This is a genomic window from Oceanobacillus jeddahensis (assembly GCF_000750635.1).
Taxonomy (GTDB): domain Bacteria; phylum Bacillota; class Bacilli; order Bacillales; family Amphibacillaceae; genus Oceanobacillus; species Oceanobacillus jeddahense.
Genome location: NZ_CCDM010000002.1, coordinates 848297 through 872780, shown reverse-complemented (window position 1 = coordinate 872780; position 24484 = coordinate 848297). Strand labels below are relative to the sequence as shown.

The window sequence follows — 24484 nt, the reverse complement described above, 5'->3', positions numbered from 1 at the left end:
CTCCTCAAACGTATTGTTTTGCAAATGAAGAACGAGCCCTCATTTGACAGAACCTGCCTGTTCCGTTAAAAACGGTTATACAAACAGAATGCTCTGTAACTTTCCTTAAGCACCTATAGTATTTGAGGAATTTTAGAATTTATACATGCCCATTATTCCCTATAATCCGCCATTAATATGAATGATTTCTCCCTGAATATAGCTGGAGTCTTCACCAAGTAGATAGCTGATTGCATTTGCAACCTCTTCCGGACGCCCGGCACGGTTAGCGGGAATCTCGTCAATAAAAGCATTTGCCTCTTCTACAGATAAATGGTGATTCATTTTCGTATCGATAAAACCTGGGCTTACCGCATTTACACGAATATTAGATAACGCCACTTCTTTTGCCAAAGCCTTTACAAATATATTTTGGGCACCCTTTACACTAGAGTAGACAACTTCATTACTTGCGCCATAATGTCCCCAAATACTTGTAACAAATAAAATATTTCCCTGCTTTCGCCGGATCATCCCTGGTAAAAAGTGATGCACAATCAGCCAGGGTGACTTCACATGAACCTGTAATAAATCATCCATCTCTTCTGTCTTCATATCCTGGAACAGACCATAATAGGCATGGCCGCCTGCGAAAACAATACTATCCACCGGAAAAGCAACAGCTTGTATAAAAGCCTCCACCTCTGCTTCATTTGCTAAATTTGCCTGATAAAAAGCTAAAATCGCGTTTTGATTATCAGCTTCGATTAAGCTTTTTATCGATGCCTGATTGGAATGATAATGCAGGATAAGCTGATAACCGTTATTTATCAATTTTTTTGCAATAGCTGAACCGATATCTCCACTTGCCCCGATTAAGAGGACCGTTTCGTTCATTTTTCCACCGTTTGATTTTGAATCGTACATGTTGCCAGACGATCTTCTTCAATCCATGTATTTAAAAATGCATTGACATCCTGAGCAGTCAGTTTTTGAATAAAAGGTACGATATCAAGTAAATTCACGTTCTTAAATGATAATGTAGCAAATTGATTTGCAATAAATTCTAAAGAATTCATGGCGCGGAGCAGTTGCCCCATTCTTTTCTTTTTCATCCGCTCAAATGCTGCTTCACTGATTTCCATGTCTCTTGTGGACAAAAGCATTTCTTGTACCCGCGTAGAGAATTCTTCAGGCTGATTCGTATTGGAGCCTATCGAAACATATCCAAAAGACGTCTGCAAGTTACTTTCAAAGAAGAAACTGTTATCAATAATATCTGCCTCATATAATTTTTGATAAAATTCGCCACCGGTTGAAAAGAAATAATCGAGCACCATATCCGTTAATAAATCACGTTTTAAATAATCATCGCCTTGCAGCTGCAGGTTAGGCTCTTTAATACCGACGGAACATTTAGGAATAGAAACCGGCATATTAATCTGTAAATTCTTTTCTTTCACATGATCAGGCTCTTCCGGAAATTCACGTTTGATTTCCTCTAATTTGTCAAATGATTTTTTCTCCTGGTTCTCTAAAATCAATTGCATCATCTGCTCCGGCTCAAAATTTCCAATGACAAATAAAATCATATTTTCCGGGTGGTAGAACGTATGATAACAGGTATACAAATCATCTTTTGTAATCGTGTAAATAGAGTCTACCGTGCCGGCAATATCAATATTGACAGGGTGATTATGGAACAATGCTTTATTCGTTCCCATAAACAGACGCCAATCAGGCTGATCATCATACATGTTAATTTCCTGGGCGATGATTCCTTTTTCCTTTTCTACCGATTGCTCAGAAAAATAGGGATCCTGTACAAAATCAATCAATGTTAAAACATTTTTCTCAATATTGCTCGTTGCAGAAAATAAATAAGCTGTCTCTGTGAAGGAAGTGAATGCATTTGGAGACGCCGCCTGCTTGGTAAAGTCAGTAAAAACGTCGCGGTCCTCCTTTTCAAACAACTTATGCTCTAAGAAATGAGCGATTCCATCCGGTACAGTGATTGCTTCCGTCTGGCCAATAGGTACAAAGCTTTGATCAATGGAGCCGTAATTTGTCATAAAAACACCATACGTCTTTGTCAGCTCCGGCTTTGGCAACAGACAAACCTGCAGTCCATTATCCAGCTTTTGTTCATATAATGTTTCGTCAACTGTTTCAAAATACCGCTTATTCATGAGCCGCTCCTCCTTCGCTTGTTAATAAGTAAACCATGTTTTCCTGAACCTGTTTCGCCACCTCAATAACCTGCTCCTTTGTTACCTGCCGGATGCCTTCAAAAAGCTCATCCACCGGCATCTCTTTTTGCCCGACCTCTTGCTGATACATAAATTCAATCATGCCCTGCGCATGGTCTAAGGTTTCTTTCAATTGATTAATAATAAGCAATTTCGTTTCTTCTAATTCTTCTTCTGTGAAATCACCATTCTGCATTGCTTCCATCTGTTCACGGATAATCGCGAGGGCTTTTTCATAATCCTCCGGCGCTATACCGCTCATTACAAATAATAACCCTTTATGACTTTCTACGCGGGAGACGGCATAATAAGCCAGGCTGTTTTTCTCTCTTACATTGATAAATAATTTAGAGCTTGGAAAACCACCAAACATGCCGTTAAAAACCTGCAATGCCGGATATTTTTCATCCCGGTAAAGAATATTCGTCCGATAGCCGATATTTAACTTTGCCTGTTGGATCTGGTCTTTTTCAATTAACTCTTTTTCATCCGATTTCCAATCCGGGGTAGCCTGATTGGAAGATACGGCATCCTTTTTCTTGAAAGTGCGTTTAAATTGAACCGTTAATAGCTCCATCATCTGCTCTGCGTCAAAGTCACCACTTACGTAAATATCCATTTCATCTTCTTCGCGCATATTTTGGTAATACGTAAACAGGTCCTGATTAGAAAGGGTGGACAGATCTTTTTCATAGCCTTGCGCATGTATACTATACGCCTCTCCAGCACACATTTCGTCTACTAACCGCATATTCGCATAGCTTGCTTTATCATCCTTGATGGAACGTATATTTTGACGAAGGATCCCTTTTTCTCTTTCAAATACCTTCGAAGAGAAACCATCCCCCTCTTGATTTGGTTCATAAACAATTTCATATAGCAATTTTATTGCCCGTTCGATCGTCGAATTGCTGCCTGGGAGGAATTTTTCATTTGGCACTTCTAAATAAAACGTCAATATATGATTTTCCCCTTTTTTAGCTCCGCCGATAGATAATACAGAACCATACAGCTCTGCAAGTTCTTTCTGTAATTCTTGACGCGTTGGAAGAGAAGCCGTTCCTTGTTTTAAAATATAAGGAAGCAGGGCCCGCTTTGTAATACTTTCTTTTTCTAATGGTGCACGAAATTTTACTGCAAAGGTTAATGTTTTATGCTTTTTATTTGGAAGCATGTGAAAATGTATATCGTTTTCCATCTGTTTGATTTCTTTAACGCTCATATTTATCCTCCATTCTAAACGGTTTAGTATCTATTTTACGCTGTTCTCTCCTTAATCATCCATTATATTGAAAGAAAGCCTGAAATAATTCGTTGGTAAAAGGTCATATTCTTCGTCGTACAACCTGAAAACGGAACATATCTGCCCGAAAATAATTCATTGAATATAAAACAGCCTCATCATCACTTGTATAATGCATCTGTTTTAACAAAAGAAGCGATTCATCCGGTGTACATTGTAAAATACTATAAATACGTTCGTGGTATGTAATTGGCTCAATGTCCGCTATTGCATAAGCAATCTGTTTATTGGAGACTGATTCAATCGTACTAAAAATAGACGCTTCCTCCCATAATTTTTCTAAAGACAGATATGGTGATGGAGCCTTGTCCATACAAAAAACAACAGGGGCTCCATCGGCGGTGCGGATTCTTTCGATGGTTGTTACATGTTCTAAATCAGCCATGCCGAAATCATACTGCTCTTGTTCAGTAGCATCTAAAATATCCGTACTGATATATTGTGTTCCCGGTTCCTTTCCTGATTGTTTAATCATTTGTGTCACACTGTTAAGCTCTTCAATACCAGCTTGAAACAGTGGCTTCGAATTTACAAATGTACCAACACCATGTCTGCGCGTAACAATATTATCCTCCTCCAACATTCTTAACGCTTCTCTTAACGTTGCCCTCGATACTCCTAATTGTTTGGAAAGCGCATATTCTGACGGTAATTTTTCTTCCTCTATATATGTACCATCTTCAATTCCTGTTTTTATTTTATCCATTACTTGTAAATATAAATGTCTATCATCTTCACGTAAAGTCATTTCTTCACCTCTTCTCTGTCCAAATATTGTGTTAGTCTGTTTCACACGATAATACAGTATAAGAAAAACTACATACTTAAGGAACTTCGGCTTACCCCCCAGCAGGAACGTCGAAGCCAACACCTCCTTGTCCAAGTAAAAAACGAGTGAATGTCAGTTTTTCTAACTTCTGCTATTTATCGTACCACTTCTTTTATAAATTTTGAACTTTAATAATTCAGTCTTTTTAAAACGCGGTTTATCCATGATGGATAAACCGCGTTTTCTAAGATGTTGTGGAATGCTCTTCTTCCTGATTAGATACCAGTACAGCCCTAGGCTTACTTCCTTCATATGGACCGACAATACCACGAGCTTCCATGGCATCGATTAATCGGGCTGCTCTGGTATATCCAATCCGGAAACGGCGCTGAAGCATCGAAACACTTGCGCTTTGCATCTCGAGAATCATTTGTACGGCATCGTCGTAGAGCTCATCGTCTACTTCTTCTGTTACTTCGTTCGTTTCTTCCGGTATCATTTCTTCCTGATAGCTTGCCTGCTGTTGTTCGACACAGTGATCTACAATACGCTCCACCTCTTCATCTGACAGGAACGCACCTTGGACGCGGGTAGGCTTGGAACTGCCAGCTGGAACATAAAGCATATCGCCCCGTCCCAGTAATTTCTCAGCTCCTCCAGAATCAAGTATGGTCCGTGAATCTGTTGTAGATGAAACGCTGAAAGCAATTCTGGATGGGATATTCGCTTTAATCACTCCGGTAATAACATCTACCGACGGGCGTTGAGTAGCAATAATTAAATGAATACCTGCTGCACGAGCCATTTGTGCAAGCCTTGTAATCGCGTCTTCTACATCATTTGAAGCAACCATCATTAAATCAGCCAGCTCATCTACTAGAACAACAATGTATGGCAGGTAAGGCTGCTGTTCCTCCTCCGTTGCATTTGCATTTTGTTTACGGATATACGCATTATAACCTTCCATATTTCTCGTACCGCTATCAGAAAACAGGTCGTATCTCCGCTCCATCTCTGCAACAATTTTTTTCAACGCTCTAGATGCTTTTTTCGGGTCTGTAACAACAGGTGTTAATAAATGAGGAATTCCGTTATACACATTCAACTCTACTTTTTTCGGGTCAATCATCATCATTTTCACTTCATGCGGTTTGGCACGCATTAAAATACTCGTAATGATGCCATTCACGCAGACACTTTTCCCGCTTCCTGTTGCCCCGGCAATCAGCAAATGCGGCATTTTGTTCAATTCGCCGGCTATCGCTTCTCCAGAAATATCCCGTCCTAAAGCAAACGCCAATTTATTTGCTTTAGACGATTGTTTATCTAAAACCTCCCGGAGTGAAACCATCGAAATTTCCTTGTTAGGTACCTCAATCCCGACTGCTGATTTACCAGGTATCGGTGCCTCAATACGAATATCCTTCGCGGCAAGGGCCAACGCAATATCGTCATGGAGACCGACGATTTTACTCACCTTCACTCCAGACTCTGGATATACTTCATATTTCGTTACTGCCGGACCGACATGTACTTTCGCTATTTTCGCTTTTACACCGAAGCTTTGAAAGGTCCGGTCAAGCTTGCGGACGGTTGCCTGAATATGTGATTTCTCCTGCTGCTGGGAATTATGCGCCGGACTCGCTAATAGTTCCATTGACGGTAATTGATAATCATGATTTTCCGTAGCTGTCATCGGCATGGCTTCATGCGTTTCTTCCTCATCCTCTGTATTTAAGGTTTTCTCTTTAGATGTCTCTGTTTTTCCCTTTTTCTGTTCCGGCTGTTCCTGATAAGCAACATCCGTAAAATTATTAATAAGAAGTTCTTCCGCACTATATTCCTGTTCTTCTGGAACCGGATTACCGCTCTCTTTCTGATTCTGAACAACGGTATCAGCAATCTCTTTCTGTTTCTGTTCTTCTTCTTTACGCTCCGCCCAATTTTCTCTGGTTCTTTTGATGCGTTCCCCAATATAAATAAAAGTGGCTTTAAATCCTGCTGCTACCTTTTTAACAAAATCACCAATAGATAAATTTGTCATAAAAATAATCCCGATTAATAAGCAAAAAAATACTACTATCCGGGAACCGGCGATCGAAAATAGAAAATAAGAAACGGTGAATAACAGCGCACCGATCATACCACCGCCTGTCTGCACCAATGTGCCTGTTCCATCTAAATATTGAAAGTAAAGCTGCCAGGTCAGACGAAGAATAGAAACATCCGTCGTATTAGCTAATAAACTTTCCATCACTTGTACATGCGTCAACAATAAAACACCAGCAAATAAAATGTAAAAACCTATCAATCTTCTTGTTAAAAAATCCGGTGCCTTTCTTTTAAAGATAAGATAAAATCCAATCATAAATAATGCCACAGGAATAAGGAAGTGCCATATCCCCATAAAAAACTGAAATATATTCCCAAGCCAGTCAGGTATAGCTCCCCCGCTTAACATAGCTGCCCCGCTTCCGAATATAGCAATAAATATTAATAGTAATCCTGTCAGTTCCATTTGCAGCCCTTTAACCTGTTTGGTTGTCCGTTTTTTTCTTTTCTTTCTTTTTTTGGCAGCCATTTTCTCACCTCCGTATGTAAAACAAATGAAGGTTGCTAGGATGCTAGATTTGCAATAAGGAAAACCATCTTTTCCTATGTAACAAACAAGGAAACTGGAATCAGTCCTCTTTCAAGAGGCTGCTGCTCCAGTTATCATATCATCCCGTATTGTATCTTTCATTTATCTCTTTACCATTTCTATATTATAGCATAGATTACCATCATCTGATAATTCTTCCTGGTAAAAAATCAGGATTCAGATAATCATTCGGATCACTCGAAATAAGCTGATTTATTTGATAATGGCCATCATTATTTTTCGATACAAAAACCGTTCTTCCTTGCCATTCAACGGCTTGTATTTCATTTGCTGCTCCTTGTGTTTCTGGAAAAATTTCCTGATGGGATAGTGGGGTATAGAGTATCATGAAGCATCACCTTCCTCTTCAGAATGGGCTCCTTGAATCATATGATTTAATTTCTGTATTGCTTCTTTAACCCCGCCAACCTCATCGATTAATCCATATTCTACCGCTTCTTTCCCAACCACATTTGTACCAATATCACGAGTCAGATTTCCTTTCGCAAACATCAGCTCCTTCAGCTTTTCCGAGTCGATATTGGAATGTTCAACAATAAACTGAATGACGCGTTCTTGCATTTTGTCCAGATATTCAAAGGTTTGTGGAACACCGATAACCATGCCCGTTAACCGGACCGGATGGATCGTCATCGTTGCCGTCGGTACAATAAAGGAATAGTCGGTAGCAACCGCAATCGGCGCGCCGATAGAATGACCGCCTCCTAACACAATTGAAGTGGTCGGCTTTGACATCGATGCAATCATTTCAGCAAGGGCCAGCCCAGCCTCTACATCCCCGCCAACAGTGTTTAAAAGAATGATTAACCCTTCAATTTTAGGATTTTGCTCTACGGCAATGAGCTGTGGCAGCAAATGCTCATATTTGGTTGTTTTATTTTGCGGGGGCAGCTGAAGATGTCCTTCTACCTGTCCGATAATGGATAAAACATGGATATTTGATTCAGGTGCCTGTGGAACATTAGCTTGTCCAAGCTGCTGAATTTTTTCTACGAGAGAAGATGCATTTTGCTGATTCTCCTCTTCTCCTTGATTTTCATTATTATCATCCGTATCCATACGCATATAAAAACTCCTTCCAGCTATGTTTATAGGATTAGTATAAACAATTGGTTTAAAAACATACGGAAGAAGGGATACAGAAAATAAAGCGTATCTAAAAAAGCAGTGTCTGATTGTTTTCATGAATATTCCAAATAGGGTATTTCATAAAAAAGGGAGATGAAGCAGTCAAACCCTGCTTCATCTCCCTTTTTTCTAAAGCGGTACTTCCTCTGCACTTAATCCAAATACATCATGTAATGCATTAACTGCTGTGACTAATTCATGATCATGTACTAAAACCCAAATCGTTGTGTGACTATCTGCAGATTGCAATATTTGTACACCGGCATCTGTTAATGCCTGCACGATTTTAGATGCCACACCGGGTACTCCTGTCATTCCGGCTCCAACAGATGAAACCTTTGCACAGTTCTCTGTGATTTCCGGATGAAAGCCCAGCATCTCTAAAATTTCAATCGCTTTTGTCGTTAGTTCTGCGGGTACAGTATAAGCAACCCCTGTTGGTGAAATATTAATAAAATCAACAGAGATACCTGCTTCCGCCATTGCTTTAAATACTTCTGATTGCATCCGGTAAGCTGATTCTTTCGTCTGCACTTTAATCTGCGTCACATTTGCAATATGCGCGATACCCGTTATCATTCGTTCAGAAATGTCTGCACCTGCTTCCTCTATCCGTGAAGAAGTAACAAGTGTCCCTAACCGTTCTGAATAAGTGGAACGGATACGCATGGGTATTTTTCCTTGCATCGCTATTTCTACAGCGCGAGGATGAATGACTTTTGCACCTTGATAAGCAAGATTACAAATCTCTGTATATGTCACTACATCCAGTGGGCGGGCATTTTTTACGACGCGCGGGTCTGCTGTCATAATCCCTTCCACATCTGTAAAAATTTCAATACGTTCTGCGTCTAAAGCAACTCCTAAAGCTGCTGCAGAGGTATCACTGCCACCCCGGCCAATCGTGGTAATCTCCCCGGATTCACTTTGACCTTGAAAACCTGCTACTACGACAACATCATGTGTTTCCAATTCATGTAAAACTCTTGCTGGATTAACCTCTTTTATTTTTGCACGATTAAAATCTTCACTCGTTAGAAAACCAGCTTGCGCACCGGTTAGAGCTGTCGCAGAAACATGATTTTTTTGCAGTTCATTAGACAGAACAACCGAAGAAATAACTTCACCACATGACATTAGCAAATCCAGCTCACGATTTGAATTTTTATTTGCCGGAAAGTCGATTAAGCTTAGTAAACTGTCCGTTGCATAAGGATCTGGTTTCCTCCCTAATGCAGAAACAACAACGACTAACTTATATTCTTGAACAAGTGCATCTTTAATATGACGGATAACATGTTCCCGGTTTGTTTCTGATTGTACAGAAGTTCCTCCAAATTTTTGAACTAATACTTGCAATATGAACACCTCAACACTATCCAAGAAGTTAAACTCTGGATGTCTATTAGATTGATTACACCATTATTTTTAAAATGGGCCCATGAAGGATACAAAAATATTGGTTCAAATAGAGGGTGTTCAAAAAGTCCAATAAAAATGACACGGTGAATTTCTGCGTTGACGTTTTTTTCCGATACTCACGTATTATAAAGCATACGCTCCGTTCGGAAATAACTCGTCGCCTTGAACTTTCGACGCACAGGACGTGCTAGTGTCGGCGTTGCGACAGGACGTCGCGAACTTAGCCGACTTGGTCCTATTTATCGGTCTTTTTGAACACGCACAAATAAAGAAACTTCTATTTTTCAACCTTCTTGAACCCATATTCAAAGTATACGTTATGAATAACTGGAAATCATTATTTTTTTAACCCACCACGTTCAACTAACGTTTGCGCGATTTGTACTGTATTCCAGGCCGCACCTTTTAATAAATTATCCGAGACTACCCATAAATGGAAGCCTTTTGGATTGTCTAAATCTTTTCGTACGCGCCCTACAAAAACTTCCTCTTTATCTTGAGCAGATTGTGGAGTTGGATATTCCTGCTCCTCTGGATTATCTTGAAGGATGATCCCGTCTGCTGCTTCTAATATCTTCCAAATATCTGTTACATTTAGATCTTCTTGACCTACTTCAATATATACACTTTCCGCATGAGAAGTAGCAAATGGAAGACGTACACAAGTTGCTGCTACATTCAATGCTTCATCATGCATGATTTTTTTCGTTTCATTGATCATTTTCATCTCTTCAAACGTAAAACCATTATCTCCAAAAACATCGATTTGCGGTAATGCGTTAAACGCAATTGGGTAGTGTTTTTTATCCCCTTTAACCGGTAAAATCTCTGCATTTACTTCGTTACCTTCTAAATAGTCTTTTGACTGTTCATACAACTCTTCTACCGCTGCATTTCCCGCACCAGATACTGCCTGGTAGGTAGAAACAATAATCTTACCAATTCCAAATGCATCTTTTATCGGTTTTAAAGCTGCCACCATTTGAATAGTGGAACAGTTTGGATTTGCGATAATTCCTTGATGCTCCGCAATATCTTCCGGATTTACTTCTGGCACAACAAGCGGTACATCTTCATCCATACGAAAAGCACTTGTATTATCAACAACAACTGCTCCTCTTTTCACTGCTTCAGGAGCCAATTGTTTAGAAATAGAACCACCTGCAGAAAATAACGCAATATCTACACCTTCAAATGATTCAGGTGCAGCTTCTTCGACAATAATTGTTTCCCCGTTAAACGTTTCTTCTTTTCCTGCCGAACGGGCGGAAGATAATAATTTCAGCTGTTTTACCGGAAACTGTTTATCTTCTAATATTTTTTTGATTTTCTGACCTACTGCTCCTGTAGCACCTACAATTGCTACATTATATGTTTGTTGCTCTGCCATTCCAATATCTCCCTCCACTTATTTAAATGTCAACTAAACTTCATTTTAACACATTTTTCGTGGAATAAGGTACAATAATCGGCTGAATTTGTTTTCCATTTAACGCAGCCTCTGCTGCAGGAATTAATTCATTTAAATTCGCTGAAAGGGAAGAAGGTTTTTGATAAGGATTATCCTGCCCGAACGGGACAAAAAAGATATGCTTTGCATTAAGCAGTGCAGCTAAATTTTTAGCATTTAATCCAAGCGCGTCATTCGTTGTCAAAGCTAATAAAACTGGGTTTTCATTGCGGAGTGTCGATTTAGCAGCCATTAAGACTGCATTATCCGTATGAGCATTTGCAAACTTGCTCATTGAATTTCCTGTAAGTGGTGCGATAATCATTACATCAAGCGGTTTATCCGGTCCATAAGGCTCTGCATCGGGAATGGTCGTAATGATAGGATGGCTGGTTATTTTTTTAAGCTTCTCTACATTATCCTTTGCTTTTCCATGTTTCGTATCTGTATATTGGACTGTTTCTGTTATAAACGGAACGACTTCTGCTCCTTGCTTAATCAGTTCTTCGATGATTGGAAAAATATGAGGAAAGGTATGATGCGATCCGGTTAACCCAAAGCCAATTCGCTTATCCTTGAATATCATTCTAACGCACGCTCCTCCTCCAGAATTTGTTCAATCACATTCGCAAGTATTTTCCCTGCTGTTCTTGGTGCTACAATCCCCGGCAAGCTGCGTGCTAATATAGCTTGAATCCCCCGCTTTTTTGCAAATTCAAAATCGGTTCCACCCGGCTTTGATGCAAGATCAATGATAACTGCATTTGTCGGCAGATTTTGAATTGCTTCTTTGGTTACCACTAAACTTGGAATCGTATTAATTAAAATATCACAGTTGTCTGCATGATTGCTTAATTCATGCAAAGGAACTGCATGTAAACCCATTTCCGTGATACGAGCTAAATCTCTTATACTTCTGGCACATACGGATACTTTTGCTCCCAGTGCAGAAAATTTATTTGCTACTGTGTTACCCACTCTTCCAAATCCTACCACCATTACCCGTGAAGAATGGACAGTCTGATCGGTATGCTCAAAAGCCATCATAATGGCACCTTCTGCCGTTGGAATGGAGTTATAAATAGCAACATCATCACGATCAAGCAACGGTACTAATTTCACTCCCGCTTTTTCTGCCAAGCTTGTTAAGTAAGCATTCGTTATCCCTGTAAAAACGGTACATTCAGGAGGTAATTTTCGAAACCATGCCTCATCTAAATGGATTTTCTTATCTGTAAAAACGGTCTCTACATTCCCTTTTGCATCTATACCTGTTATGGGCAAAACAACGACATCTAACTTGCTCACGTCCAATTCGTCCAGCGCTGATTCATTTAAACCTGTAAAGCCCTGCTCTAATTTATCGAAGCCACAAAGAATCACTTCATTATCAGGATTACCTTTTAACATTTTTATTAACTCTAAATATCTTGCATCTCCACCAATTACTGCAATCCGTCGACTCATTTTACGTATAACCTCCAGACAACTTTTCACGTATTCATGATTCGATATAGCTTATGAATTTTTAAGCCAGTGGTGAACAATTAAGACATAAAAATACAACCTTACAGGAAAGAAAGGTGAAGACCTATTTTCAGGTTAGAAGTTTGCTGTTTCAGGTTACATTTTTATGTTTTCATAATGGACAAAAAAAGCTTGTTTACCCAGTAAGAAAAGAAGCATGACACTACCTTTTCGAACAAAATAAACAAGCTTTCCAATTTCTATCCTTCTTCAGGGAGCTCTGTATCAATCATAATCATATCCGTACCTATTTTTTTAATAGACTGCCAATGAATTTTTGTTTCTTCTCCCTCTTTTACAAGACCGAACCATTTATAACTCGGAATAATAAACGCTTCAATTTGTCCTGTTTTTGGATTAATTTCCAGATCTGTTTGTCCCAGCATACCAAGCCTTTTTCCTTCATTTACATTAATAATTTCCTTATCTCCCATATCGCGAAAGCGTACCATAGAAAAACTCCTTTTCTGTGTTCTGAAGATCGATAACCTCAGGATAATGAAGTTTCACTTTCTACACTATATGTCCAAAATAAGAAAACATGCTCTTATTTACGAGTATCTTCAGGTGCAATCAATGCCCGGGACGGCTTTTGCATTAATACATTTTGAATAACATCCGTTATTTGCTCATTTGTAATGCCATCTATCTCCTGAATCAAATCATCTAAAGAACGATGTCTTTGCAATAACAATTCATTCCGTCCATTTCGTGACATACGGCTGTTGGTGCTTTCCAGCCCAAGCATAAGATTTCCTTTAATCTGTTCTTTACTGTTTCGTAATTCTTTTTCGGTTAAGCCATGTTCCACAAAATGATGAAGTGTAGACTGAATCACTTCTTCTAATTGTCCCAGCTGGTCTTTGCCCGTACCAGCATAAATCGTTAATAAGCCATCATCAATAAATGCGGCATGATAAGAAAACACGGAATAGGCAAGTCCCTTTTTCTCGCGTACTTCTTGGAATAAACGTGAGCTCATGCTCCCACCAAGTACATTATTCATGATTGATAACGGGTATAAATGTTTGTCTCCCACTTCATAACCATGGTAACCAAGGCAGAGATGTGCCTGCTCGGTATCTTTACTCCGGTAAATGGCTTCCTGTAAAAATACAGGTTTTATTCTTGTTTCCTTAGATGCATTTCTTGTAAAAGATCCAAAATAAGCATCAACATCCTTGATAAACGAGCTGGACACATTACCAGCTACAGAAATAACAACATTATCCGGCGTATAATTATCTTCTACATACTGCTGCAATTGCTTTTGATCAAAAGACGCAAGCTGCTTTTCTGTCCCGAGAATAGGATATCCGAGAGGGTGCTTGCCATACGCTGCTTCTGCCAGCAGATCATGTACGATGTCATCCGGTGTATCTTCACACATTTTTATTTCTTCGTAGACAACCTTTTTTTCTCTTTCCATTTCCTCTTCGTCAAATGTCGATTCAAAAAACATATCCGCTAATATTTCCAGAGCAAATTCTTTATGTGTATCTAACACCTTCGCATAAAAACATGTATATTCTTTTGAAGTAAAAGCATTAATCTGCCCACCAATAGAATCAAATGCTTCTGCAATATCCTGTGCGCTTCTTGTTTTCGTTCCTTTAAAAAACATATGCTCTAAAAAATGTGAAATGCCGTTATTATGGAGGGTTTCATTTCTGGATCCCGTTTTAACCCATATCCCTATCGTAACCGAACGAACGGCCGGCATAGATTCTAATACAATACGAACTCCATTACTACCTGTATATTTTTCTACCAATGCTTATCCTCCTAAATTTCTAAGCTTAACGTGATTCACTTAACAACGATTCTACTGTTCCTATTTTATAATCTTTTTCTTTGATAATGTTAATCATTTGCTCCAAAGCCTTCGTACTGGCCTCCGTCGGATGCATTAGAATCATCGCTCCAGGGTGAACATTATTTTCTATGCGATTAACCATAACAGATACAGAAGGATTCTTCCAATCAATTGTATCAACTGTCCATAAAATAGTTTCCATTTCCAGTTCTGCTGCTGTTTCTACTGTTTCGTCCTTATAGCTTCCACTTGGCGGTGCAAACCATTTGGGCTGCTCCCCTGTGATTGTTTTTAAAATTTGATTGGTTTCCTCTATTTGTGTATAGGCATTACTTTTATCAAGCGCAGCCATATCTGGATGATCATAGGCATGATTACCAATGACATGTCCTTCCTCTTCAATCATTTTAACAAGGCTCGAATTATTTTGCGCCCATTTGCCTTCAATAAAAAAGCTGGCTTTTACCTGATTATCTTTTAATATTTGCAGCATTTCTGGAATATACGCTTCTCCCCAGGAAACATTAATTAAAAAAGAAACCATTTCTTTTTCTGGATTTCCTCGATAAATGGGGGATGGCTCCAGATCCTCTAATAAGATATCAGGAGAAGTTTCGTTAAAAACAAGTAAATCTTCATCCCATTTATTTGCTTCTTTCATTTTTTGATAAGATTCTTCCACATTCACTTCTAAGCCATTCCGTCCAGGTGTTTTCTTCCAAACCTCATCTATATAAGCATTTTCTGGATCCTCTTGATAAGCGTCTTTCTTTTGCTCAATTTCCATATAAAGTGCATCATTTGGTGCACTTACTTCTATTTCTGATGGCTCCATCACCACAGGATCAGTTTGAAAAGGATTATATCGTATATCAAATACCGTGAAAATTAAAATTAGAAAAACAAGAACATGCACATACTTAAAATACCGCTTCATCTTTAATCCCTCCCTCTCCCTATTTTTATGCTTTTAGAAGGACAAGTATGAATGTATTTTAAGGAAGGCACCGTTCCTCTTATCTATCCATAAAAAAAGAAACTGAATTAAAAACCAGCTTCTTTTTATCATAGAAATCTTTTTCTACCCGAGATTAAGTGACTTTTCTTACTATGATTTAGCATTCTCTTTCTTTTCATCTTGCAGGACTGCTTTTCTGGAAAGGTTGATTCTTCCTTGACGGTCAATTTCTTTTACCTTCACCATGATTTGATCACCAATCGAAACAGCATCCTCTACTTTATTTGTACGCTCCTCAGCAAGCTCTGAAATATGAACCAATCCGTCTTTTCCTTTGAAGAGTTCAACAAACGCACCAAATTTTTCAATACGTTTTACGGTACCAAGATACAATTGACCAACTTCAACTTCACGTACAAGGTCTTCAATGATTTTTTTCGCTTTTTGATTCATCTCACTGTCTGTAGATGAAATAAAGACATTACCATCCTGCTCAATATCAATTTTTACACCAGTTTCATCAATGATTTGATTGATCTGCTTTCCGCTCGGTCCAATAACATCACGAATTTTATCTGGATTAATTGACATCGTTAAGATTTTTGGTGCGTATTCAGACAACTCATCCTTTGGTTCCTGAATCGTTTGAAGCATTGAATCCAGGATATGCATACGGCCTTTTTTCGCCTGCGTTAATGCTTCTTCTAAAATCGCACGGGACAAACCATCAATTTTAATATCCATTTGCAGTGCTGTTACACCTTTTTCTGTACCAGCCACTTTAAAGTCCATATCACCAAGGGCATCTTCCATACCTTGGATATCAGAAAGAATCGTATAGTCCTCTCCGGATTTAACCAATCCCATCGCAATACCAGCTACCGGCGCTTTAATTGGAACACCTGCATCCATCATAGCTAACGTACTTGCGCAAATACTTGCCTGGGATGTTGAACCATTGGATTCAAGCACTTCGGATACAAGACGAATCGTATACGGGAAATCTTTTTCAGTTGGTATTACTTTTTCTAATGCACGTTCTCCTAAAGCACCATGACCGATTTCACGGCGGCCTGGTCCACGGATTGGGCCGGTTTCTCCTACACTATATTGCGGGAAATTATAGTGATGCATAAATCGTTTTGTTTCTTCTAAATCAAGTCCATCTAAAATCTGCACATCTCCTAATGCTCCTAATGTGCATACACTTAACGCCTGCGTCTGTCCACGGGTGAACAAACCGGAACCGTGCGTACGTGGAAGCACATGGATACGAGAAGATAATGAACGAATTTCATCTACTTTACGGCCATCCGGACGTATTTTTTCTTTGGTAATAAGGCGTCGCACTTCTTCCTTCACAAGTTTATCCAATAAAGATTTAACCTGTTTAACCGTTTCTTCTTCCGCCTCTTCTTCTTCGTATTTATCAACAATTTCCTGCTTCACTGCATCAATTGCATCTTCACGTGCATGCTTTTCAACAACCTGGATTGCTTCAAGTAATTTTTCTTTTGCTTCTGCTTCTACTTTTTGTACAAGTTCTTCATCTGTTTCTGCAATGTCAACTTCAAATTTTTCTTTACCGAATGCCTGTACAATTTCTTCTTGGAAAGCAACAAGACGTTTGATTTCTTCATGTCCAAACATAATTGCTTCAAGCATTACATCCTCTGGTACTTCATCAGCGCCAGCCTCTACCATGTTAATGGCATCTTTTGTTCCGGCAACGGTTAATTCAATATCGCTTTTTGCTTCTTGTTCAATCGTAGGGTTAATAATTAACTCCCCATCGACACGGCCAACATGAACACCCGCGATTGGCTGTTCAAAAGGAATATCCGAAATACTCAATGCAATGGATGAACCAATCATTGCAGCTATTTCGGAAGAACAGTCCTGATCCACACTCATTACGGTGCTGATTACTTGTACTTCATTACGGAATCCGTCAGGAAATAATGGACGAATCGGGCGGTCAATCAATCTTGAAGATAAGATTGCTTTTTCACTTGGACGCCCTTCACGTTTAATAAATCCTCCTGGAATCTTTCCTACTGCATATAATCGTTCTTCATAGTTTACTGTTAAGGGAAAGAACGGTAAATCTTTTGGTTCTTTAGAAGCTGTTGCTACCGATAGTACAGAAGTATCTTCATAGTGTATCATACAGGCACCATTTGCTTGTTTTGCCAGCTCCCCTACTTCAACCGTAAATTTCTTTCCTGAAATTTCTGTAGAGAATAGCTTTTTTTCATTTGCCATTAGTTTTGTTGCTCCTTTCGAGGCTACAGCTATTTAAATATATGTAGCACTTCATATATTACATTTTTCTTCTATTTTATATTATTCACAAAAGAATCTCTTTTTATAGGATAAACGATAGCCTGTCAGGAATCAATCGCTACCTTTTAAAATACAGCTTGAGTAAGAATCTATCTATATTATTGCTGTCTTGCTTTTACATAAAAGAAAAAGCAGGATTGCTCCTGCTTTTTGCGTTATTAACGACGTAAACCAAGTTTTTTGATTAATTCACGATAACGAGTAACATCTTTATTACGTAGGTAAGTTAATAAGTTACGACGTTTACCTACCATTTTCAAAAGACCGCGACGTGAATGGTGGTCTTTTTTATGCGTACGTAAATGTTCATTTAGTGCAGTAATTTCTGCAGTTAAGACAGCAATCTGAACCTCTGGAGATCCAGTATCTGTGTCGTGAACCTTATACTCATTAATAATTTCGTTCTTACGTTCTTGTGTAATTGCCATGTTGGCACCTCCAAAATAATTTTTGTTATCCCCAATCCCCTAGCATACGTCGGAGTTACGTGATGCCAAGCGATGGTTGTACAAATATAAGAATAGCGTTTTTGAAGAAAAAAATCAAGTATAAGTTTATCTATTTGTTTAGAAAGACTTGCATTCCTTCAATTCATTATACTTTCTAAGCCTGTAAATAAGCTCTAATTTCCTGCTCATCTTGTTGCATTCGTTCAATTAAAGCTTCTTTGGAGTCGAATTTTATTTCTTCTCTTGTATAAGATAACCATTCTATCATTAATTCTTCTCCATATAAATCACCGTCAAAATCAAATAAAAAAACTTCCACAGACATATCTTCTATCTCGTCTGTAAATGTTGGGTTCGTCCCAATATTCGCCATTCCTCCATATACTTCGCCCTTATAATAAACACGAGTAGCATATACGCCTTGTTTTGGCAGCAAAGCATCTTTGGATATAGCTAAGTTTGCTGTTGGGTAACCTAATTCACGCCCACGGCTTGCCCCTTTTACAACCAACCCAGTTGTTTTAAATGTCCTGCCTAGCAACTGTTCTACTTGCTCCATATCTCCAGTGGCCAATGCAGCTCTAATTCGGGTAGAGCTGATCTTTTCTTTTTCTAAAGTAACTTTACCGATCGTTTCCCAAGTGAATACATCCCTTGCATAGTCCTGCATATCTGCCATTTTCCCTTGCCCTTTGTGTCCAAAAGAATAATCAAACCCTGCCACAAGATGTTTAATATTTAACCCAATAATAAAGTGATCAATAAATTCTTGCGGACTGAGTTTAGAAAGATCTTGATTAAATTGGATAATATATAAACGGTCTACTTGGAGATCATCCAGTATTGCTTGCTTTTCCGAAGATATCGTTATGTACTTAACATGCTGAGTATCTTTCCTTAACACAACAGAGGGGTGCGGAAAAAAAGTGATAACAGCACTTTCCATATTCTTTTGCTTCGCTTTATCGACAGCTTGCTGGATGACCCTTTGATGTCCTTTATGAATTCCATCAAAAAAGCCAATGGCGCTGACTGTCTCTGGTAAATCCTCTTTACTTAATGTATGCGGATAGGATAATTCAATTGTTTCCATCCTGTTACACCTGCACTTTCTTTCGTTAGAATACCCTTAATGGTTTAATTTGACCTGGTTGTTCTGGATGCTTTCCATAAATTGCTAAGACTTCTTCGTTGTTTGTAAATACAAACGGATTATTTGTCACTGGAGCTTCGGTAACAGCTAATTTCTGTCCATTTTTGATGCGGAGTTTTAATGCATTGTCTACATCTTGATGCACTAAATGACTTAATCCTTCTGAAATTGGCCGTAATAGCTGCGCTTGCTCATTCTTTGCAGCTGCCTCTTCTATCATAGCAAAAGTAACCGTATTTTTCTTGGAAAAACTACCGGTTTTTATACGTTCTAATTGAAGCATATGTGCTGGGTATCCTAATTCTTTACCAGTATCCACACATAATGTTCTAATATACGTCCCTTTTGAGCACTCTACGTATAAGTCAAAAGAATTTTTGCTTTCATCTATCGCTAAAAGCTGTAAATCATAAATAAAAACTTCCCTGCTTGGCCTTTCCACTTCTTCATTTGCTCTCGCATACTCATAAAGCTTCTTCCCATTTACCTTCACAGCAGAATACATTGGTGGTACTTGAGTAATCGCCCCTTTAAACGCTTCTAAAACAGCTTCTATCTCTGTTTTTGTAGGCATTTCAACCACTTTTTTTTCTTCAATAACACTCCCTGTAGCATCTTCAGTTTCCGTAGCTGTTCCTAACGCAACCGTACCGAGATATACTTTTTTCGTATCCGTCAGGAAGGGAACAACCTTGGTGGCATTGCCAAGACAAATAGGCAAAACTCCCTCAACTTCCGGATCTAAGGTGCCTGTATGCCCTACTTTTTTTGTATTAAAATAACGCCGGCATTTAGCTACACAATCAAAAGAAGTCATCCCTTTCGGCTTCCAAAGCGGTAAGATACCATTCATTATAAACACCATCCTTTGGTTATAAATCATAAAACGAAACTTCACTCAGTGGGAGTTTTTCGACGCACAACTCTTTACGATGGGACGAGTAATCCCAGTCCCAGGACGTACTAGTGCAGACGTTGCAACAACTCTTTTCGATGGGGTGAGTAATCGCAAAAGCTCTTCGGTGGGGCGAGTAATCGCAGCCCCAACCCCAGGATGTTGCGACTTTAGTCTGCCTAGGGGCACGCTCTTCAGCTAACTTTTGCCAAGAAGACCGCTTGGCAAAAGTGGATCTTCAGATGGTGCTGATCCCTCAGGAGTCAAAACGGTCCGCCTCTGCTAGTTAAATCTTCTATACGTGGAATAGCTGAACAAATAAAAGGTAGATCAGACAGAAGAGATTTTTCGTGGTGCATGATAAAAATGTTCAGCAATCATTTCTCTCTGTACAAAAAAGCTATTCCTTGTATTTCATATCCATGCTGTCATAATTGGTTTTCAGGCGAAAGCTGCTATTTTGTCAAACGCATCAAAATGTTATTTCTTTCATTCGCTGTAGAATCCTATTAAAGCGGAGGTCAACCACGTAGACTCCTATGGGAACAGGGCGAGCTGAAGATCCACTTGAAAAGCGGGTTTCTTTTCAAGTTAGCTGAAGCCGTCCCCATGGAAAGCGGAGTGGTTGACTGGAGCGGAGCTATACATAATCACCAATTCCCAAATCGCCGGATATGTAACCAAAAACGAGCATGATACTGGAAAACATGTTCATCCTGAGATAGCAAGATATATATGCTTATTCTTAAGTGCGAAAGTTGAGTTACCTATAAGTAAAAAAACTGACCCCTTGCCAGGAAGCAGAAGGATCAGTTTTCAAAATTACTTATTAAGATCTCTCAAGATAGAGTCTATTCGATTACCTTGTTCGATTGCTTCGTCAAATTCAAAGGTAAGTTCAGGCGTTTTGCGCAAACGAATTCGCTTGCCAATTTCTGAACGGATAAACCCTTTCGCTTTTGCAAGACCCAATAATGTCTCTTGCTTTTTCTTTTCATCACCTAATACCGAAATAAATACTTTCGCTTGTTGCAAATCACCAGTTACTTCTACATCGGTAACTGTCACAAAGCCAACACGGGGATCTTTGATTTTTCTGGATAAAATATCACCCAGCTCTTTTTTCATTTGCTCTGCAACTCGATGAGCTCTTAATTCAGCCATTTATCTCACCTCACATAGCTCTATGCATTTTCATTATAATCGTTCGATATTTGTTATTGTTCTCTCTAATTCAGAAAAAGAATCAATGGTGTTTAAAGCTTGTTGTATTACTTTTTCAGCATGCACATAATCGGTTGAAATGATAACAATCCCCAATTTGGTCCGTTGCCACATATCATGAAAACCAAGCTCTGTGACAGAAACATTAAAAGACTGGCGTAACTTATTTATGATCCGTTTTAATACGGAACGCTTTGCTTTTAATGAGTTCCCTTCATACAACATACATTCTACTTCTGCATAGAGAATCATTTTCTTTCAATTTCTTCCATTACATAGGCTTCAATAATGTCGCCTTCTTTAATATCGTTGAAGTTTGATAATGTGATACCACATTCATAATTTTGCTGGACTTCTTTCACATCATCCTTAAAGCGTTTCAATGCAAGCAAGCCGCCTTCATAAAGAACAACACCATCACGAATTAAACGGACACTGGAATCTCTGGTAATTTTACCATCTGTTATATAGCTTCCTGCAATCGTACCGATACGTGATACTTTAAATGTTTCACGAACTTCTGCTTGGCCAATGACTTTTTCTTGATACTCTGGATCCAGAAGCCCTTTCATTGCTGCTTCAATTTCTTCAATAGCACTATAAATCACACGGTGAAGACGCAAATCAATTTTTTCAGATTCTGCAGCTCTTTTCGCATTTGTATCCGGACGAACATTGAAGCCAATAACAATTGCATTTGATGCAGAAGCAAGGATAATATCAGATTCTTTAATCGCTCCAACACCAGTATGAATTATTTTAATATTAACGCCCTCTACTTCAATTTTGCGCAGTGAAGCAGCTAAAGCTTCCACAGAACCTTGAACATCCGCTTTGACAATAATATTTAATTCTTTCATTTCACCTTGTTTAATCTGTTCAAATAAATCGTCTAAGCTGACAGTAGTTTGACCGCCACGGCTTTCATCAATTTTCTTTTGTTGACGGGCTATTCCGATTTGACGAGCTTTTTTCTCATCTGAAAACGCAAGAAATTGATCTCCGGCCTGAGGTACATCTTGTAAACCTGTAATTTCAACTGGAGCTGATGGACCCACTTCTGTTACACGTTGACCAATGTCATTTACCATGGCACGCACTTTCCCGTACGTACTTCCAACAACAAGTGGGTCTCCCACATGCAACGTTCCATTTTGTACAAGGAGTGTGGCAACAGAACCCCGGCCTTTATCTAATTGTGCATCAATTACCGTACCGAAAGCTTTTGCATCTTGATTTGCCTTTAATTCTTCTACTTCTGCAACTAATAAAATCATTTCAAGCAGATCATCAATACCTTCTCCTTTAATTGCTGAAAGATTAACAAAGATAGTGCTGCCACCCCAGTCCTCAGGGATTAATTCGTGCTCTGTTAATTCCTGCATGACACGATCTGGATTGGCACCTTCTTTATCCATTTTATTAACTGCAACGATAATTGGTACTTCTGCAGCTTTTGCATGGTTAATTGCTTCAATGGTTTGCGGCATAACTCCATCATCTGCAGCAACAACTAAAATAGCAATATCCGTTACTTGAGCACCCCGGGAACGCATACTTGTAAATGCAGCGTGACCTGGTGTATCTAAAAATGTAATTTTCTTCCCATCATTTTCCACTTGATAAGCACCGATATGCTGCGTAATTCCGCCAGCTTCACCAGCTGTTACCTTCGTATGACGAATCGCATCTAATAAGGTTGTTTTTCCGTGGTCTACGTGTCCCATAATGGTAACAACAGCTGGACGCTCTTCTAATTTATCCGGATCATCTTCTTCAATATATTTATCCAGGTCTGTATCTTCCAATATAATTTCTTTTTCTACTTCTACATTATATTCTTCACAAATTAATTCAATAGCCTCATCATCAAGGTCCTGATTTTTTGTAGCCATAACACCCATAAACATTAATTTTTTGATCAATTCTGCCGGCTCTTTGTGAAGTTTATCTGCTAAATCTTGTACAGTTAATGTACCATGGTACGTAATTTTACTTGGAGTCTCTTTCACTAATGACTGCCCCTTTTGTGGTTGATGTTGTTTACCTTTTTTAGAGGATTTTTGTTTTTTATTTTTAGGATTATCTTTCTTTCCATGCTGATTCGCATTCGATTTATGATTGGATGCTTTTTTATCCTTCTGTTGCTTATTCGTATTTGCCTGATCATTCTTATTATCTTGTTTTGTTTGCGGATTAAATTTTTCATCCAATTGTTTAACTTCTTTCTCAGAAATCGTAGACATATGATTGGAAACTTCCACACTCTTGTCTTTTAAAAATTGAATGACTTCCTTACTTGCTACATTGTTTTTCTTTGCGTATTCATATACACGTATTTTACTCATACGTTCACCCCCGGATTAATTTATCCAACGAATTAAAAGCTAAAGAGCGCCCTTGCACGCGACGACGATCTGGAACCATGCTTACTCTCCCCATCGAAAACATGAGAGACTTGCGTTTATTCGCCCACTGACGAAAGTACGACGCGGAATCTCTTCAGTTTGGCACTCAAAGCCAGATAGCTATATCTATAGCTTGGGAGTTCATTCACGAAAAGGGTTATACTTTCTTTGTTAATAAAGAAAGGAGTTTTTTTGCAAAACCTGCATCTAATATTGCTATAGCTACACGTTGTTCTTTGCCAATCGCTTTCGATAAAACCTCACGATTATCAATAAATCGATATGGGATATTGTATGAGGTACATTTATCTGAAAGTTTCTTTTTGGTTTGCGGCCCAATATCTTCAGTCAATAAAACAAGCTTTGCATGGCCTTTGCGAATATCCTTTATAATGTTATCTTCCCCTGTGGAGCATTTCCCTGCTCTAACAGCGAGACCAATGATGTTTAAATAATTAGGATTCATGTCATTCTCCCTCTACTAAAGCTTCTAACTCATCGTAGATTGTTGGACTTACTTCTGCATTCAAGGTTTTATTAAGCGCATTGGTTTTCCGTGCCTGTTCAATCACAGACTTATCCTTGGAAAGGTAAGCTCCACGTCCGTTTTTCTTACCAGTTTCATCAACGAACACTTCCCCTTCTTTGTTCCGGACAATGCGGATTAATTCTTTTTTAGGCTTCATTTCATTTGTAATAACACATTTTCTTTCTGGTATTTTTTTCTTTTTAGCCAAGTGAAATAC

23 protein-coding genes are annotated in these 24484 nt (G+C 38.8%); all 23 read right to left on the bottom strand.

What is annotated here, in order from left to right; translation table 11 throughout:
* Nucleotides 1-159: 159 nt before the first annotated feature.
* The 23 genes from ymfI to rnpM all read right to left on the bottom strand — a co-directional run bounded on the left by ymfI (nucleotide 160) and on the right by rnpM (nucleotide 24475).
* Nucleotides 160-876 carry an elongation factor P 5-aminopentanone reductase gene (gene ymfI, locus BN986_RS11915; RefSeq protein ID WP_040980849.1) on the bottom strand — a complete coding sequence of 239 codons (717 nt, stop codon included), beginning with the start codon at nucleotides 874-876 and terminating at the stop codon, nucleotides 160-162.
* Nucleotides 873-2168 (bottom strand): EF-P 5-aminopentanol modification-associated protein YfmH, encoded by a 1296-nt coding sequence (gene yfmH / locus BN986_RS11910; protein ID WP_040980219.1) that lies wholly within the window; start codon nucleotides 2166-2168, stop codon nucleotides 873-875. Before yfmH ends, ymfI begins: the two co-directional genes overlap by 4 nt.
* A complete protein-coding gene (gene yfmF, locus BN986_RS11905; RefSeq protein ID WP_040980217.1) occupies nucleotides 2161-3450 on the bottom strand; it encodes an EF-P 5-aminopentanol modification-associated protein YfmF in 1290 nt (429 codons plus the stop codon). Before yfmF ends, yfmH begins: the two co-directional genes overlap by 8 nt.
* A 103-nt stretch (nucleotides 3451-3553) precedes the next feature.
* Nucleotides 3554-4279: a GntR family transcriptional regulator gene (locus tag BN986_RS11900; protein ID WP_040980215.1), complete on the bottom strand. Its 726-nt coding sequence runs from the start codon at nucleotides 4277-4279 to the stop codon at nucleotides 3554-3556.
* Nucleotides 4280-4544: 265 nt separating this feature from the next.
* Nucleotides 4545-6881, bottom strand: a complete 2337-nt coding sequence (locus BN986_RS11895) for an FtsK/SpoIIIE family DNA translocase (RefSeq protein WP_040980213.1) — start codon at nucleotides 6879-6881, stop codon at nucleotides 4545-4547.
* Nucleotides 6882-7083: 202 nt separating this feature from the next.
* On the bottom strand, nucleotides 7084-7290 hold the full coding sequence (locus BN986_RS11890; protein ID WP_040980211.1) for a YlzJ-like family protein: 207 nt from the start codon (nucleotides 7288-7290) through the stop codon (nucleotides 7084-7086).
* A complete protein-coding gene (locus BN986_RS11885; RefSeq protein ID WP_040980847.1) occupies nucleotides 7287-8021 on the bottom strand; it encodes a ClpP family protease in 735 nt (244 codons plus the stop codon). Before BN986_RS11885 ends, BN986_RS11890 begins: the two co-directional genes overlap by 4 nt.
* A 198-nt stretch (nucleotides 8022-8219) precedes the next feature.
* The gene (dapG, locus tag BN986_RS11880) at nucleotides 8220-9449 is read right to left on the bottom strand and encodes an aspartate kinase (RefSeq protein ID WP_040980209.1); all 1230 of its coding nucleotides are present in this window, start codon (nucleotides 9447-9449) and stop codon (nucleotides 8220-8222) included.
* A gap of 400 nt (nucleotides 9450-9849) precedes the next feature.
* Nucleotides 9850-10902 carry an aspartate-semialdehyde dehydrogenase gene (locus BN986_RS11875; protein ID WP_040980207.1) on the bottom strand — a complete coding sequence of 351 codons (1053 nt, stop codon included), beginning with the start codon at nucleotides 10900-10902 and terminating at the stop codon, nucleotides 9850-9852.
* 40 nt (nucleotides 10903-10942) lie between these two features.
* Nucleotides 10943-11548, bottom strand: a complete 606-nt coding sequence (gene dpaB / locus BN986_RS11870) for a dipicolinate synthase subunit B (protein ID WP_040980205.1) — start codon at nucleotides 11546-11548, stop codon at nucleotides 10943-10945.
* Nucleotides 11545-12429 carry a dipicolinic acid synthetase subunit A gene (gene dpaA / locus BN986_RS11865; RefSeq protein ID WP_040980203.1) on the bottom strand — a complete coding sequence of 295 codons (885 nt, stop codon included), beginning with the start codon at nucleotides 12427-12429 and terminating at the stop codon, nucleotides 11545-11547. Before dpaA ends, dpaB begins: the two co-directional genes overlap by 4 nt.
* 260 nt (nucleotides 12430-12689) lie before the next feature.
* The gene (locus BN986_RS11860) at nucleotides 12690-12941 is read right to left on the bottom strand and encodes a YlmC/YmxH family sporulation protein (RefSeq protein WP_040980201.1); all 252 of its coding nucleotides are present in this window, start codon (nucleotides 12939-12941) and stop codon (nucleotides 12690-12692) included.
* 95 nt (nucleotides 12942-13036) lie between these two features.
* Entirely contained in the window at nucleotides 13037-14263 is a 1227-nt protein-coding gene (locus BN986_RS11855) for a M16 family metallopeptidase (RefSeq protein WP_040980199.1), read from the bottom strand.
* 25 nt (nucleotides 14264-14288) lie between these two features.
* Complete coding sequence (locus BN986_RS11850; RefSeq protein WP_040980198.1) at nucleotides 14289-15242, bottom strand: polysaccharide deacetylase family protein; 954 nt, start codon at nucleotides 15240-15242, stop codon at nucleotides 14289-14291.
* A 171-nt stretch (nucleotides 15243-15413) separates the two neighbouring features.
* Nucleotides 15414-17528, bottom strand: a complete 2115-nt coding sequence (gene pnp / locus BN986_RS11845) for a polyribonucleotide nucleotidyltransferase (RefSeq protein WP_040980196.1) — start codon at nucleotides 17526-17528, stop codon at nucleotides 15414-15416.
* A 239-nt stretch (nucleotides 17529-17767) separates the two neighbouring features.
* Nucleotides 17768-18037 (bottom strand): 30S ribosomal protein S15, encoded by a 270-nt coding sequence (gene rpsO, locus BN986_RS11840; RefSeq protein WP_040980194.1) that lies wholly within the window; start codon nucleotides 18035-18037, stop codon nucleotides 17768-17770.
* Nucleotides 18038-18212: 175 nt separating this feature from the next.
* A complete protein-coding gene (locus BN986_RS11835) occupies nucleotides 18213-19151 on the bottom strand; it encodes a bifunctional riboflavin kinase/FAD synthetase (protein WP_040980191.1) in 939 nt (312 codons plus the stop codon).
* 25 nt (nucleotides 19152-19176) lie between these two features.
* Nucleotides 19177-20064, bottom strand: coding sequence for a tRNA pseudouridine(55) synthase TruB (truB, locus tag BN986_RS11830; protein WP_040980189.1), 888 nt, complete (start codon nucleotides 20062-20064; stop codon nucleotides 19177-19179).
* Nucleotides 20065-20928: 864 nt separating this feature from the next.
* Nucleotides 20929-21270 (bottom strand): 30S ribosome-binding factor RbfA, encoded by a 342-nt coding sequence (rbfA, locus tag BN986_RS11825; protein WP_040980187.1) that lies wholly within the window; start codon nucleotides 21268-21270, stop codon nucleotides 20929-20931.
* Nucleotides 21271-21303: 33 nt separating this feature from the next.
* On the bottom strand, nucleotides 21304-21582 hold the full coding sequence (locus tag BN986_RS11820; RefSeq protein WP_040980185.1) for a DUF503 domain-containing protein: 279 nt from the start codon (nucleotides 21580-21582) through the stop codon (nucleotides 21304-21306).
* Nucleotides 21579-23678 (bottom strand): translation initiation factor IF-2, encoded by a 2100-nt coding sequence (infB, locus tag BN986_RS11815; RefSeq protein ID WP_040980183.1) that lies wholly within the window; start codon nucleotides 23676-23678, stop codon nucleotides 21579-21581. Before infB ends, BN986_RS11820 begins: the two co-directional genes overlap by 4 nt.
* A gap of 217 nt (nucleotides 23679-23895) precedes the next feature.
* On the bottom strand, nucleotides 23896-24204 hold the full coding sequence (locus BN986_RS11810) for a YlxQ family RNA-binding protein (RefSeq protein ID WP_040980181.1): 309 nt from the start codon (nucleotides 24202-24204) through the stop codon (nucleotides 23896-23898).
* 1 nt (nucleotide 24205) lies between these two features.
* On the bottom strand, nucleotides 24206-24475 hold the full coding sequence (gene rnpM, locus BN986_RS11805; protein WP_040980179.1) for an RNase P modulator RnpM: 270 nt from the start codon (nucleotides 24473-24475) through the stop codon (nucleotides 24206-24208).
* Nucleotides 24476-24484 lie beyond the last annotated feature (9 nt).